General features: G+C 65.7%; 6 protein-coding genes (1 of these 6 running past the window's edge). 4 read left to right on the forward strand and 2 right to left on the reverse strand.

Annotated elements, in window-relative coordinates; translation table 11 throughout:
- Together ACIBG0_RS04675 and ACIBG0_RS04680 are read left to right on the forward strand one after the other, a co-directional pair.
- On the forward strand, nucleotides 1-10,831 hold the 3' end of the coding sequence (locus ACIBG0_RS04675; protein ID WP_397029213.1) for a helix-turn-helix domain-containing protein. The gene continues 16,988 nt to the left of window position 1, outside the view; the window shows 10,831 of its 27,819 coding nt (coding positions 16,989-27,819); its start codon lies beyond the left edge, outside the window; the stop codon is at nucleotides 10,829-10,831.
- A gap of 116 nt (nucleotides 10,832-10,947) precedes the next feature.
- Nucleotides 10,948-11,850 carry a helix-turn-helix transcriptional regulator gene (locus ACIBG0_RS04680; protein ID WP_397029214.1) on the forward strand — a complete coding sequence of 301 codons (903 nt, stop codon included), beginning with the start codon at nucleotides 10,948-10,950 and terminating at the stop codon, nucleotides 11,848-11,850.
- 85 nt (nucleotides 11,851-11,935) lie between these two features.
- On the opposite strand, the gene ACIBG0_RS04685 is transcribed toward ACIBG0_RS04680, so the two are convergent.
- Nucleotides 11,936-12,088: a hypothetical protein gene (locus ACIBG0_RS04685; RefSeq protein ID WP_397029215.1), complete on the reverse strand. Its 153-nt coding sequence runs from the start codon at nucleotides 12,086-12,088 to the stop codon at nucleotides 11,936-11,938.
- A 305-nt stretch (nucleotides 12,089-12,393) separates the two neighbouring features.
- On the opposite strand from ACIBG0_RS04685, the gene ACIBG0_RS04690 reads away from it, so the two are divergent.
- On the forward strand, nucleotides 12,394-13,287 hold the full coding sequence (locus ACIBG0_RS04690; RefSeq protein WP_397029217.1) for a hypothetical protein: 894 nt from the start codon (nucleotides 12,394-12,396) through the stop codon (nucleotides 13,285-13,287).
- Here the strand turns inward: ACIBG0_RS04690 and ACIBG0_RS04695 are convergent.
- A complete protein-coding gene (locus tag ACIBG0_RS04695) occupies nucleotides 13,263-14,162 on the reverse strand; it encodes a LysR family transcriptional regulator (RefSeq protein ID WP_397029218.1) in 900 nt (299 codons plus the stop codon). The genes ACIBG0_RS04690 and ACIBG0_RS04695 overlap by 25 nt on opposite strands.
- A 205-nt stretch (nucleotides 14,163-14,367) precedes the next feature.
- Here ACIBG0_RS04695 and ACIBG0_RS04700 point away from each other — a divergent pair, with 205 nt between their 5' ends.
- Nucleotides 14,368-15,561 carry an acyl-CoA dehydrogenase family protein gene (locus ACIBG0_RS04700; RefSeq protein ID WP_397029219.1) on the forward strand — a complete coding sequence of 398 codons (1,194 nt, stop codon included), beginning with the start codon at nucleotides 14,368-14,370 and terminating at the stop codon, nucleotides 15,559-15,561.
- Nucleotides 15,562-15,564 lie beyond the last annotated feature (3 nt).

Below are 15,564 nucleotides of genomic sequence, written 5' to 3' on the forward strand. Positions count from 1 at the left end.
GCTGCTACCGCGGGCAATCGAACAAATAGCACTCGACCTCGGCACCCTCGCCCAGCACGGCTCCGAAACTCCGAGATCGATCCGACCGACCTACACCGCTCGCCCGATTGCTGCCCAGGAATTGATCGGGGCCTACGACGAAGAAACTTTGCCCAATCTCGGAGCCCAGGCTTTTGCTGTGCAAGACGGAAATTTCATCATATCGACTGGCCGGTCGTCAGAGCCGCTGCGGACTGGATCAGATGGTATTTCCTTTGTGATGGATCAGTGGGGGCGTTTGCTAGCCGCGGTCACCCACGATTCCCTGCTTCACCTGATGTTGGTTATGGGAGACAAACTGTCCGGCTGGGGCGTTTTGTTCACCGACGATGACGGACGGCTGGCCGATCCGCTACGTCCCTATCGAGTGGACGAAATTTTCGACCCCATGGGGACCGCGCAACTGCGTGACGCGCTGACACGTGGCGGGCTCCGTCCTGATGACACCACCTTCGACAACGCGAGCCAAGGCAAACTGTGGCACCTCGATTCGACACCGGTGTCGGCGCTGTTCACCATGAAGCCGCTCGGCGTCCTAGGAAGCATCGAGTCGATGTTCGCTGTCTACGACGATGGTTTCTGGCTAAAGCCTGTTCGCGGCGGAACAACACGCAGCGCCGATGAGGTTCGGGTACCGCTGATCCTCGGTCCCCTTCGTCACGAACCAGGCAAGATCGAGGTTGCCGTATACCGGCAGGGCAACCGCACGATCGTCCAATATCGTGACCCCGACCCCGGTCTCGAACCCGATCGGGTCGCCCCCGTATTCGCCGAGTTCCATCAGCGCATGAACCGATGGGTGGCTGAATCCGACGGTGCCGAATGGCACCCCGACACCGCCCAGGCAGTTCACACCTTCGAACAACACCTCGAACGATCAGCTCCCGAGCGAGACCAGCCCGACGGCTACATCGGCAGCCGTCCAACGGATTCCGCGCCTGGTTCGAACGATCCGACTCGGTATTCATCCGCGGTGTTCGCGCCGGATACACCCGCGCCGCAGGTACGTACTTCACTAGCGGAGTCGCTGACTTCTCTCGGAGTGGTCACCACTTCGGTCGGGCTGCCCACCGAACTGCTCGATGTCGCTGCGTCGCTGGTGAACTACGGTCTAGCAGCCGCGGGTGGCGACAGCGTCGAAGTTTCTATGTCGAGCAGAGACAACGACGACGGTTTCACGGTCGGCGGAATGCTGTCCGGAACAACCATCGTCGGTGCCCGTAGAGCTCTGGAGTCGGAGCTGTTGGGCAAGGGGTTCGGCACGTTCGAGTGGCGGGGGCGGACAGGTGAAACGGATTCTTGGTCAGTTCGACTGTGGGTAGATCGAAACACCATCGGCCACGTCGACGCTGCGCAGTTGGCCGGGCTGGCAATGGGTTTCGATGCAGATCAAGTGAGTTCGGCGGTGTCCACTGCGGTCGGGCGGGCAACACGCCGCTGGGGTGGCCTGAAAAGGACCGGCACGCTGGCAGTCGAGGTGCACGATGGGCAGCTTCGGGTGCGAATGCTGGGGGTCGAACTGCCTGACGGTGTCGCTTACGACGTCCCCACGTTGTTCGACGAGACCATCACGCCGCCCGGCCCGGACCGGCCCCTCGGGTTCATCGGCAGTCGGCCGCCCGAGTCTGCCGAGGAGGACGGCCGTTTCGCTGAATTGGCGCGCAACCGAGCGGACGCCGCAGCGGAGTTACGCGCGGCGGCACGGCAATTCGGCGAACAGCCACCCGCCCGCGGTGCGGAGGCCGCGGCCATCGAAGCATGGCGGCACGGCCAGAAAGCCTCGGCCGCGACGATTGCCGCGCTGACCGGGACCAATCCCAGCTTGGTGACGACACAGATAAGCGAAGTGCTCAACCTGCTGCACAGGCGGTTGACCGCGCTCACCCAGCCCGAATGGGACCGACTGCTCAGCACTGCCGGACAGCAGCTGTTGACAGCACTCGGTCCCTGGATCGGTCGCAGTCTCCAGCTGGAAGACGATCTCCAACGTGCCACGACACTGGCACTCGAAGGAACACCGGACAACGCACTCAACAACTCGAATGCCGAAAGGCGCACACAGCGATCACGAGATCTCGACGACATGCTCGGTCGCTCTGCCATCAGCGGCGACATAGCGGCGGGCGCGGATCTGGATCTACCGCAGGCACTCGAACGCCTCGCCGCCTCGACGGCGCAAACCCCCACTGGTCGCCTCCTGAACGCGCTGCTCGATCATCTGCGGTTCGCCCGGCTGATCCAACTGGCCACCACTTGGATGGAACTCGATGGATACATCACCAAGAACTTCGGCCGATTCGAGACACCGGATCAGTCAGGGGATTCGGCCCCGGAGGAAGATCGCCCATCTGGGTCCATCGGGAACCGCCCGCCGGATCAGCTGACTTTCACCAGACCGGCAGATGAACAAGGGCCGCGTGGCTTCATCGGCACCAGGCCGTCAGAAGGGCCCGAACAGCACGAACCTGCGCAGAAAGATCGTCAGTCGACGCCGTGGTCACGCTCGCGCAATCGCGCCAGAGCGTCCGACCCGGCTGATTCCACCCATCGCCCCGAGCCGTCGGGTGCCACTCCGTGGTCCCGGCCGACCGACAGCACCGCTTCGGCCACAAATCTCGCCTCGGTCGAGCGCGGCGTAAAAATGCCCTTTCCTGGCTTACCCGATCCGGCCGATCCCAAATTCCCGCACCCCAACATGTGGATCGCGGCCGCGCGCAAGCGCAGGAAGATTTCTCAGAAGGACTTGGCCGTCCATGTCGGTCTGAGCCTGACCCAATGGGCGGTGAAAGAACGCGCAATGAACCCACGCACCAAGGAGTTCCAGGTCACCCTGGAGCAAGCACAGCGTGCGCTCGAGGCGCTGGCCGTACCGGCAGATATCGCTACCGCGTTCCTGCAACGGTTCTATCCAGACGCGGCAGCGGAGCCCGGCGCCGATGATCCGGGCCCCGCACGACCGTCTGGTTTCATAGGCCGTCGGCCACCGTCCGACGAATCCCCAGGTCTCCGAACCGAGCACGAGGTGGTCCCGGCCAGCACGGTGGAGTCACCTGCGGTACCCGCATCGCGCCGCGTCGTGGAGTCATTGCTCGGGTATTTCACCCGCAGAGACACGATCTACTGGTGTCAGCTGGAGCCGGACAGCCTCTTCGCCGACTGGGTCTGGTCGAGTGATGAACAGCTTCCCGCCCTGGTGCCGGGCATGGCGATCAGCTGCATCGACATGGTGGGGTACGCCGCCGTCGCCGCCGGTGCGCTCGGCCGCGAGCAGCTCCGCCCGATCTACAACTGGAACGACCCCGACGATTTCCACCGGCGCTGGCGGCACGAACTGCCTGACCTCCTCGTTCCGGCTGGACGGCAACTCCTCTCCGACGGTGACACGGGGGCACGTCCACAGCACGGTGACGTGGTGATGTGGTTCGGCACGACCGAGCCGGGTGGACAAGAGCAGCTGATGCATGTTGCGGTGGCGGACGGTAAGGCCGATCGCGGGACTGATTCCCCCGCCGTGCTTTCATTCGCCGCCAATTGCTCTTGGCTGCTGTCCCAGCCGCGCCGCGGCGGGACCAAATTGAGCGGGGTCGAACTCACGACAATCGCGGAAATCAACAAAACAATGGCGAACTGGTCGCACACGGTACGCGTCGAGTTCGGACCCGGGCCGTGGACGCAGCCATCGGCGATCGGCGGCGAGCTCCGAGTGCCAACCAGCCGGAAATCGCAAATCTTGCGGCCGTTCAACAAGAAGAATTGGCGTCGTGAGTTCCCGGGCGTGGCTGAATGGGTGCAGCGGCGACCCGACACGCAGCGATTGATAGCCGCGTTCGACGAGTGGGAGCGGGCCGAGGGTAGTGCGGGTGCGCCGACGCGACTGGTCGAGATGGTCGATGCGGCCGTGTCGAGTGCGCGGATCGAGGAGGCGCTGCGATCGCGCGGTGCGCTGCCGATCGACGGACACCCACAGGTGGCGGTACAGGTGGACCCGGGCGGCAATCCGACCGGCCTGAGCGTCGCGAGCATGGGCGGGCACGGCCGTGTCGTGCGCAAACTGTTCTCCGAACGCCCGGACCTACTGGACACGATTCCGCGCCACGGCGGCCGCCTGCGGATCGTCTACGACGACGTAGAGGTGCGGATCGACGGGGAGGTGCGCGTCGCGCATCTGCAACCCGACGATGCCGACCCGAGCCGCAAGAACATCCCGGGCCGACTGCTCGACGAGTACTTGCGTCTGTGCAGTGCGGGAGCGCTCGACAAGCCGGGGACCAAGCCCGGGAGAACACCGAAGCGGCCGACCTTCGAGCAGTGGATCCGGGGGCTCCCGCCGAGCGCGTTCAAGGGCTCCGGCGACTCCTTCTACACGATGACGACCCACGGCCACATCCTGACCGACCGTGCTGTCGAGGAGGCGTGCAGGCCGCCGCGGACGAGTGAATCCGACGAGCCGCACAGTGCGTTGGCGGCCCTGCGTCGGGTCGTCCTGCAAGCTCCCGACGATGTCGACCACCCCGCGCCGATACTGGAACAGCCCGCACCGTTGACGGAACGTTCCAGCGAAGTACTCGACCTCGGTGTCATGTCGGCGCGTGTGACGGTGGGGAAAGACTCATCGGGCACGTGGCGTGTGCTGGTGCCGTCCTACTCCGGCTTCTACCCGGGTGACGTGCTCGCACACTGGTGTCGGCAATTGCATGCCGGTCATCGCCGCCGGTTGCTGAACCTCATCCAGAGGCAGCTGAACGGCCGAGTGGTCGCCGAACCCGCGACCAGCACTGTCGGACCCCGCGGCTACATCGGCAGCCGCCCGACAGACCCCTCCGATTCCGCGCCGCAGGCGCTGACATCACAGGAGAGATCGGCGCTGCGAGCCGAGCTCGCCGCACTGCTACCGCTGCATCGGGACGAGGGGCAGCCGGTGCCGATGCGCGGGGGACCGGGCACGGTACTGGAGCGGCTGCTGACCGAGGAATTCGGTGCCGACCCGCTACGGCCGGGCAGCTACGAGGCCGTAACGGAAGCCATCGCCGACATGGTGGCGACCGCATTCGGTGAACAGCCGAGACTCGCCCGCCGCAACCTGGTGGCGGCCATTCACGGCATACTCGCCGACCGGGCCCTGTCCGACGACGCCAGTGCCCTGCGCCGACACATCGCCGATCTCATGCGGCACGGAGCGCAAACGGCCGCTTCGGGCGACCATCCTCCCGCTGGTGCCGAACCCGTTGGTGGGCAATCGATTCCCCGATCCGATGCCGAACCGGCCGAGCCCGGTCCCGCCGGGCCGGAGCACCGCGTGCCGGGCGACTCGACCCCGGAGCCCGACCAATCTGCCGATGCGCCGATCGATTGGCTGCCATCGGCGCAGGTGCCGCGCACCGTCGTGTCGCTGATTCGCGAGCTGTCGAAGAAGGGCATGACCCAAGTGCTCGCGGAGCCGACGCGGGCACGGGCAATCATCGCCGAGGTCGGCAGTCGGTTCGCGGAGGCGAATCTCCCGGTGCGCGTCGGTGGTGCCACGCGTCGGCTTGCGGAGTTGTTCCCACCGGATCAGCTTGCGTACCTGCGGTATTCGCTCGAGCGGTCGATCGCGTCGGGATGCCTGCAGTACAAGCTGACCGAAACGGCGCTACAGCAGATGATGAGTCATCCGGAACGGGTGATGACAGCATTGCAGTCGGGATATTCGGAGGTCGAGCCGGGATATTTCGCATCGTGGCTCGACGATGACTACGTCATGCACGGCCGCGACGGCTATCCACGCGACAGCGGTCGGCACGCATTCATGCAAGCAGCGGTCGAGCATCTCACCGCGGTCTGGGATCTGGTGGACGGGCCGGTATGGCAGGAACTCGCGGACATCAAGGACGAATGCTCCCGCGACCGGGCTCCGATCCTGGACGCGATCCCGCCGCACCGGCGAGCCGAGTTCGGCCTCCCCGCCCATTCGGTCGACGAATTCGCCGTACCCGGCGACAAGACGGTGCTCAGCGCCGCGACCAATATGGGCAGCATCCAGATCGTGTTGCGCGGTTATCTCGAGAGCCTCGTCGCGCACGCGGACGTGATCGAGGGCTGGCCGTGGGCGAGCATTCAGCACAGCATCCTGGAATTCGCCAGCCGCCTGAGTGTGATGGCCGGTGTCACCTTCGCCACACTGGGCGACTTCACCGAGCCGCGCGACCCGCCGCGGTTCGCCTTCGCATTCGACACCGCTAACAAGACGATCACGTCCGTCGCGATCACCGGAACGGCGAAACAGGCTCGCGCGGCCGACCGCGGGGGCGTGTGCCCAGGGTTCGTCACGTTCGATCCGGCCGGAGCAGCCGAGGCGTCGATTGATCAGCTCCGGCAGTCATTGGCGGAATTCGACATCGAGGCGTACCGCCAGACGTCGGGCTCGAAGATAGCCGTGATGGTCGGTGGGTTCCTGCTACCGCTGCTCGGACGCGATTACTCGCAACTTCGACTCACCGGACCGACCCTCACCGACCGCATGTCCGGCCGCTCCGGCGATCTGGACCGAGCGGTGTCGCGGCCGACCGGCCACTCGCCCGGACAGCCGGGAGACAACCGGCGGGAACACCTTCTGACGCAGATCATCGCCGTCGCGGCCGACCGGGGATACGGTGCGATGTCGCTGGATCTCGTCCTGGAGCGCGCCCGGCTGACGCGCCGGATGTACTTCCAGATGTATCCCGGTAAGCAGAGCGGCTTCGAGGCCGCCTGTGCGGCGGCGATCGACCGCGTGCGGACGGCCTGTGCCGCGGCGATGCCGGAGCCGCACGGCAGGGTACGGTCGCGGCTGGAGACCGCCACGCGCGCCTACCTCACCGCCCTGGCCGAGCATCCGGACGAGGCCTGTGTTCTGCACCGAGACCTGCTCGCTCCCGGTCCCGGCGCACGCCCGCTGCACGACCGGCACCGGTCCATGCTCGCCGAGCACTTCGCCAGGGCGCTCGGTTCCATCGACACACATACCGCCCGCGTGCTTGCCTCCGCGGTAACCGGCATCGTCACCGATCGGATCCGGGCCGCAGGTGCCGAACGACGGGCGATCGCGAACCTCCCGAACCTCGCCCCGGCGATCACGGCATTAGCCCAAGCCCTCCTCCGGCCCGGCGGCGAAATGATCGAGCCGTTCCCGTCCGACGGGCGAGGAAACACCAGGCCTGATGGATTCATCGGCAGTCGGCCCGGTGGCGGTGACGAGCCAGCCGATCCGGTGCGGGCGCAGGGGCTGGAAGGTGCCGGAACCGGTGCTCACCTTCAGCTGATCGGCCCGGTCGATGCCCGTGCTGGGCTGCCCGATTACACCCCGCCCGATGCGGACCTGCGTATGCGGGCCGAGCGGGTTCTGCGTGAGCAGTGGGGGTCCGGGGCGAGCCCGAAGGACCTGGTGTATCGATGGCGGCGGCGGCGACCGGCCGGGAACCGCGCGGTCGCCGTCGAGGAACGTGCGGCGCACGCCGCCGAGAACGCGCGGCTCGCGCGAGGTCTGAGCGTGGACGAGCTGCGGGCGCTGGTGCTGGTGTGGCCGGAATTCGTCGGCAAAGCGGGGGGATTCCCGCGAGACGTGCGCGACCAGGCCAATCGGTGGGCGTTCGCGAAAGCGAGGGCCGCGGTCGAGGACGCGGCGCGGCCGACCGCACGGGAGCGGGCGCTGCGGGAGTATCTGCTGAATGTCGAGGACTTGTTGATCCGGGCCCGCCAGCGGGCCGCGACGGTCGCGACTCCCGGAGTACCGATACCGACCGTGCTGCTCGAGCAGTTCGATGCGGACCGACCGACCGCTGGCTCGATCATCATCTCGATCGGCAGCGCCGATCCCCTGTCGGAGGCGTGGCATGTGGACGGCACCGCTGGCGATCTGCGCCGCCTGGATCAGCGAATGCAGTTGGCGTGCAATCACTATGAGGCGGCCGTACGGGAAAACCCGGATCGCCCGGTCCGGGTCGTGGTGTGGTCCGGTACTGATGGCCACCGGTTGGCCGGGGATATGACGGCGCTGTCCGCCGACATGCACACCGGCGCAGCGTCGCATCCGGCGGTTCGGCCGCAACGGCAGCTGGTCGTGCACGGTAACGGCGGTCGGTCTGCGAAGAAGGCACTGTCACACGAGTCGGCCGCGCATTCGGTCGACACAGTGGTGGTCTGTGGCGAGCCGAATCTCGCGACGATGCGTGACGCACTGGCGGATATCGCATCATCCACCAACGTGTACTACGGGATCGCATCGCGGGCGAGTAGCCCCGCGAAAGCCCTGGATTTGCCAGGCGTGCAGTTCGCGTGTCGGTTTCCGACCGGTGATGCGGGCACTACCAATTCCGTGCTGAAGGATATGCGCGATAAGGCGCAGCGATACGAGAAGGAGCCGTTCGAGGCGGGCAAGCCGATCGATGACGAATTCCTCCTCTATATCGACGATCGCACCAAGGCGGCCACCGAGTCGCTGAACAATATGAGCCGCATTCTGGCCGGTCGCCCGGATCTGGTCGCGCGCCATGATGACGCGCAGGAGGCGTGGGTGCGCTTCACCGACTGCATCGAACGCAACGTCGACGCGCAGGTCGACTCGGTCTACGGTGCTATCCTTCCGCGCGATCCCGACACCGGCGTGCCCACCTTGGTCGAGACCGCCGGAGACGGTGCGCTGGCCCGAAGTGCGATCGACAAGCGCGGCGGCCGGGAAGCGGGGCCCGATGTCCTACTGCATCGAGGTCTGCCGGACGATTTCAGCAGAGCCGGTCGGCTTGCGGTCGACAACAAACGGTGGTGGGACGCACTGCGTCGCGACGAGCAGCGCGCGGTCGTGGCGCGGTACCCGGAAATCGGCGCTGCTCCGGGCATTCCGTCGGAGGTAGCGAACTACGCGAACGATTATCGGCGGTATGCCACTGCCGCCGCTATCCTTGCGAAAGGTGTCAGGAAAGCCGGGCGGACGGGGCGCCAGGTATTCAGGAATCTCTACGCCGTCGACGAGGCACTCATCCGCTCGGTAACGGTGCACCGCGACATCCCCACGCCGATCGTGTCAACGATGGCATTGGACCCGGAGGCATTCGGCGGCAACGGATCCGGCACATTCGTCATCGGCAACTGCCGACTCGAGGACGCCGAACACGTGGTCTGGTACGTGGATGGCGTCAACACGCGGCTGCAGTCGGCGACGGCCCGGCTGGGGAGTGCGCGGAATCTGTACGAAGAGTTGGTGCGGGCGGATCGTGCGAGCAAGGTCGCGGTGGTGTGCTGGATCGGCTACGAAGCCCCTGCCAACTACAAGGAAGCGTGGGCTGCCAGACCCGAACTCGCCGAGGCCGGTGGCCGACTGTTCGCGCGCGACGTGCTGGCCTTGCGCGCGGTGAGCAATGCGAGATTTTCCGTGCTCGGTTACAGCTACGGCACCCCGGTCGTATCCGACGCGACCGTGGGCGGGCGACTGGATGGCGTGTTCGGCAACCGCGCGATCGTGGGGTCGCCCGGGCGTGGCCGTCGCTACGACAGCGCGACCGATGCCAGTTGCCGCCACACCTGGGTGCTGGCGCAATCCGACGATACGGTGACCGGTTTGGGTGGCGTTTCACCGGACGCGCGTGGCCGGTTGCTCGGTGACGGGCCGCTGGGGCTCGGGACCGATCCAGCGACCGACACCAACGCGATCCGAGTGCGTGCCGAACGCGGTTTCCCGTACTCGCTGGCTCCCTTCGACGGGCATGGCGAGTACCTGCAGTATTCATTGGTAGGCGCCGCGCAGCCCACGGAGTCGTTGCGCTACGCCGCGTGGTGTCTTGCCGGGCGTGGTGCCGAGGTGCCTACCGAGCAGCATCGGCCCACCGTCGACAACCCGACCGCGATGCATCGCATTCGCGCGGCTGTGGTCGACGCCGCCCGTGATCGCCGTGCGCCGCAATTGGACGCCGCACTCGACCGGCCCGCCGGGCGCGCGGCGACCGATCCGTTCGGTGCACGACGGACGGATCCGGTCGAGGCTGGTATGGCGGCAGCGGACGCTTCCGATACGGCCAGGGTGGGACCCAGGATCGCAATCCAGCTCGGCGCAGGGGGGTTGGCAGATGACGGGCGGGCGTTGATCGACGCGCTCGCACTGGGCGTGCATGTGGTCGTCGCGCAGGTGGGCCGGGCCGCCGCCGACATGGCCGCCCTCGACGCCGTATGCCGGTCGGCGGCCTTCGCGGATGCGGCGCTGGCGGTGGAGGTGTCCGCGGGGCCCGCCTGGTCCGATGCGGAGGTCCGCACGCGGGTGCGAGAGATCGCGGCCGCGCTGGAGCGGCACGGTGTGCGAGGTGAGCTGCACGCGGTCGACCTGCGGGTATTGGCCGCGGCCGCGGAGGTGGCACCGGATTGTCGGCGCGTGGCGATGATCAACTCGCTGACGGTGGCCGCCAGAGGGATGCGCGGCGCCGCCGGTTGGATGGCTCGGGCGGTGCTGCCGGGTGCCACTGACATCGACGCCATCATCGAGGAGGTGCGCGGTGCCGGGGCCAGCGGTATCGCGGTCCCGTATCCGCTGCTGTCCGAGAGCTTCATGCGGCAGGCCGACGCGGCAGACATGCGTCTGGCCGTATCGGGCGTGGCCGGTTCCGGCAGGATGCGTGCGGTGATCGCGCTTGGCGTCGGCGAGATATGGGCGAGGAGCAGCGAGCATCTCGCACTCCTGCGCGCGGAGGTCGCCGAAAGCGGGTTCCGGATACCCGAAGCGTTCTCGCGCTCGACGCCACCGCCGGATGGCCCACCAGGAGCCACGCCGTGGTCCGGGTTCCCGGGCCGATGATGGGGCCAGCGGCTGGTGCGGCCCGGGCGCGCGACGTCGTACGCGGTATGCGTTGCCGCCGAAGCTATTACTGGTAGCACCTGGATACCGTTAGCAGGATGCGGGATGATCGCGACATGACCGATGTTGTGGACGTTCGTGCGGTACGCAAGGCACGCCGCGCCGAATTGGGCGCGTTCCTGAAGTCGCGCCGCGCCCGGATCACCCCGGCCGACGTCGGTCTGCCCCCTGGCCCGCGCCGCCGAACCCCTGGCCTGCGCCGTGAAGAGGTGGCACAGCTCGCCGGAATCGGGATCACCTGGTACACCTGGCTAGAACAAGGTCGCGAGATCAATGTCAGTGTTCAGGTGTTGAATTCGGTTGCGCGGACGTTGTCGTTGGATGCTGCGGAGAAGGCGCATTTGTATCGGTTGGCGGATGTGCCGACGGTGCCGACTGCGCATGCGGGAACCGCTCTGCCGGAGGAGCTTCAGGTGATTTTGGATCATCTGGAGCCGTTGCCGGGTGTTGTGCTCAGCCCGCGTTATGACGTGCTGGCGCACAATAAGTCCTATGAGGCGCTGTGTCCGGGTTTCGTCAAGGGCGAGCGTAATGTGGCCCGTCGAGTGTTTCTGACTCCGGAGTGCTGCAATACCTATCACCATAATTGGGATGACTTGCGGCGCATGGTCGGTTATCTGCGTGGTTCGTATGCGAAGAATCTCGGTGATCCGGGTTGGGAGGGTTTCATCTCTGAGTTGTGTGCTGAGAGTGAGACTTTCGCGTCGTTGTGGGCTCGTAATGATGTTGCGGTTCCGGCGAGTCGGACCAAGCAGATCCGTAATTTGGCGGTGGGGGAGTTGGAGATGTTCTTGACGAGCATGTCGCTGCCCTCGGTTCCGCATGCGTGGATGCAGATCTATACCCCGGTCGATGAGGCGGCGTGGGCGAAGTTGCGTGAGTTGTTGGCGATGAGTGAGGAAGAGCGTCAACGGCCTTGGATCGAGCATCGCGAGCAATATCATGCTGCCGCGGGGTAGTGGGCGGTTCGTTGAGTTCGCTGCCGTGGGTGTGGATCGTGTCGAGATCGTGGTCTGTGGGGATACAGTCGGCGGCAAGGTGGGCTCATTCGTCTGACGCGTAGCCGCCATGCCACCAGCGGCGCAGTATGGCGAGTTGTCGTTCTGTGAGGGGGCCGGCGAGTTGTTCTTGGATCTTGTCGAGGTAGGCCAGTTCTTCGGCGGTCCATTCGCGGCGGTCCCCGGCGTTGTCGGTCAACGGTTGCTCGCTGGTGAAGCATCCGCGTGTTGCCGATCGCGGCGGCGAAGATCGCACTGGCGTAGTGCGTTTCGGTGTCGGCTCAGTGGTGGGGAGGATGGGAGTGGGCCTACTGTGCGCATGCGGTTGCCTGACTGTGCAACCCGTCTGCTGATTCTCCCTAATCCATGAAACCTGGCAGCAACGGTTCCAGCCACCAGTTACAACAAACTCAGCGAGCGCGCCCGCGCCGCCACCGAGAGAGCGGACCGCAATGCCTGATCCCAACGAATCGGTCAGCCCGCCCGCGTGCAAAGGCAAGACGATTGTCGAAGTCGTCGAAGCGTTCCAACGCAATTGGCCGCTCCTTAAACCCCCGATCTTCCGTGCTGCCGACGTTCTGCCGCTGCTGCAGGGCAACGACCGCGAGTTCGCCGCCGCGTCGCTCCTCATCGACGGCGGACGCGTCCACTACCCGGACGGAGCCCCCGAATGACCCGATCCCGCCGCAGCGCGAAAACCACTGGCACCGCCACGAATCGGCGACCGCTGCCTACCTCACCGAGCACGTCGACGACCGCATCGAACGCGCGAAGAACGGCGCCGAGGACCGCGGCGACTTCGCCGGGATGCGTATCCATGGCGGACGTCTGGTCGGCGACTGCAAGGACTACAGCGGCCGGATCGAGCCCGGTCCGTGGCTGGTCGAGGCTGAGATCGAGCGCGGCAACGACGATGCGCTTGCGGCATTCGTCGTCGCTAAACGGCGCGGAATCACCGATCCGGGGCGCAAATTCATCCTGCTGGCCCTTCGCGACCTGGTCGCAATCCTGACTGGTGTGGTCGGCGATGGTCTGCCGCTGTCCAAGACGTGCGACGACACAATAGTGACCGACCTGCTCGACGTTCCGAGCTTGCTCGCTGAACTCGCGGTAAACCCGCACCGGGCTCGGTTTGTCATGGCCAGCAGGGTGGCAGGAGCACTGCGTGGAAGGAAGGTCACGGTAACGGGAGACATCCCACCGACCTATCCGACAGCACACCGCGCGGAGCGGCGAAGTCATTCACGGCGAAGCGCTCGGAAGAATGCGTCTAGTACGGCTCGCCGGCGACCGCATCCCATTCCAGGTGGGAGCGCGGTCGCCCATCGCGCCGACCGCGAGGAGCCCCACCTCGTCCGAGCGGTTGCGGTGATTCATCGACTCGTGGGGGGCTGCTGACGTTCGGTTTGCTCCGCGACGAACTCCAGGAACCGCCGAGCGGCGCGCCCACTCGGACCATGTGTGCGAGTCACCGCACCGTACTGCCGGAAGACAGCGTGGTCGCGAAACGGGATGGTAGGAGTCGTGGGCGGGTGCCCCGGCTGTGCGGCCGGGATGATCGCTACGCCCATTCCCGCCGCCACGAGTGCCCGGAGGGTGGACAGCTCGGTCACCTCGGTTTCGATTCTGGGGCTGAATCCCGCCTCGCGGCAGAGGCGGTCGGTCACCTGACGCAGGCCGTACCCGACTTTGAGCGCTACCATGGGCTCGTCCATCAGGTCGGCGACCGCGATATCGCCGCGGCCCTCGAACGCGTGGCCCGGCGGGACGCCGAGGCCAAGTTCCTCGTGGCCCAGCGGCAGCCAATGCAGATCGTCCGCGGTGGGTTGGGGAGCGACGAAGCCGATATCGATTCGCCCATGGCGGACATCATCGACCACGGCGTCGGATGCACCGCCGCAGAGCTCGAAGGATGTGCGTGGCGCGAGGGCGCGATAGCGATCCAGAAGCCGCGGTATCAACCATCCGCCGAATGAATGCAGGAACCCGAGTGAGACCACTCCGCGGTCCGGGTCGACGAGGGTGGCGATTCTCTCTTCTCCCTGGTTGATCTCATCGATAGCGCGGACCGCGTGCGCGCGAAAAATCTCGCCATACTTATTGAGCCGCAGCCGATTCTGGTTACGGTCGAAGAGTTTCACGCCGAGCTTGCGTTCGAGCCGGGCCAAAGCCCGTGAGAGCGTCGGCTGACTGATGTTCAGTTGTTCGGCCGTAGTTGTCATATTTCCGGTTTCTGTCAAAGTGATGAACCATTCGAGCTCACGCAATTGCATGCCGGGGATGATACGTCGAAAAACGTTGCGGCCGAGAGTCGATTTTTTGGGTAAGTTGCTGCCCGAATGTGACTATGCGCCGGACGCATAGTGTGTGCGAAGTTCCTGGTCTTGTACTCCATCCGGCCGATTCCGCATTCTGAAATAGCTGGCCCGTGATGTCGATCACGACAGTTTCTCGCATGATCACCAGGAAAGAGGCACCATGACACAGACGTCGCTGACCGCTGTCAGGTCCGACATCGGCGCTCCGGACGCGGAGTTGGTTGGCCGCGCAACCAATCTGGTCCCATTGATCCGCGAATACGCCGCGCAGGGCTCCGAGGCTCGCCGAATCGCCCCGGAAGTGGTCAAGGCGATGACCGAGGCCGGCCTGTTCCATCTGCTCGTGGATCGGCGACTCGGCGGGCACGGGGCCACCATGCGGACGACTGTTGAGGCGGTCGCCGAGGTCGCACGGGGCGACGGTTCCACCGCGTGGATTGCCGCATTGCTCGCCTCCGCCACCGGATTCGCCTCGACCTTCTCCGAAAAGGCACGGGAAGACATGTTCGGGTCGAATCCGAAGGCGACATCGTGTGGCATTTTCTCACCGGGTAAGGCGGAGCCGGTCGAGGGCGGTTATCACATCAATGGCCGCTGGCCGTACGCATCCGGTTCCTTCGCGGCCGACTGGGCCACCGTGGGTATTCCCCTCGACGGTGGCAAGGAGGTGGGCCTGGCGTTGATTCCCGCCGAGGCCTTCACCATCGAACCGACCTGGTTCGTCACCGGAATGCGGGGCTCGGGTAGCGACACCATTGTGGTGGAGGACCATTTCGTGCCGGAGCATCGGGTACAGCGCTTCCAAGAAATGGCCGAAGGCCGATACCTCACTCCGCACAAAGACGAGCACATGGCATCGATCGGCTTCACCGCTGTCGCCTCGGCCATTCTCGTAGCGGCACAGATCGGTATGGTTCGGCACGCGCTGGAAATCACCCGAGCCAAATTGCCGGAAAAGCCCGTAGCCTACACGAATTTCCCGCATGCGAAGCTGTCGGCCACTCATCAGATCGCCGTCGCTAAGGCAGCCACGAATTTGCACCTCGCGGAAATGACCTTGAATCGGATTTGCCTCGACATCGACCAGGCGGCCGCCGAACGCCGGCGACTCGACCTGGAAACCCGGGCGCGCATCCGGAATGACACCGGCGTGGTCGCCGAGCTGGCCACGCGAGCGATCGACGAGCTGATGAACGCCAATGGCTCGGGTTCGTTCGCCGAAGTCAATGTGCTGAGCCGAATTTGGCGGGACTCCTCGATCGCGGCCCGGCACGCCTACGTCAGCGCCGACATCGGCAGGGAAGCCTACGGTCGGGTGCTGCTGGGCAACGACGAGCCCACGACGGTTCTGTAGGGA

The sequence above is a fragment of the Nocardia sp. NPDC050630 genome, from assembly GCF_044457245.1.
Taxonomy (GTDB): Bacteria; Actinomycetota; Actinomycetes; order Mycobacteriales; family Mycobacteriaceae; genus Nocardia.

Bases quoted from the DNA above. Each gene is read 5' to 3' on its own strand.
- ACIBG0_RS04680 (WP_397029214.1), top strand. From the start codon at position 10,948: ATGACCGATGTTGTGGACGTTCGTGCGGTACGCAAGGCACGCCGCGCC.
- ACIBG0_RS04695 (WP_397029218.1), bottom strand. From the start codon at position 14,162: ATGCAATTGCGTGAGCTCGAATGGTTCATCACTTTGACAGAAACCGGA.
- ACIBG0_RS04700 (WP_397029219.1), top strand. From the start codon at position 14,368: ATGACACAGACGTCGCTGACCGCTGTCAGGTCCGACATCGGCGCTCCG.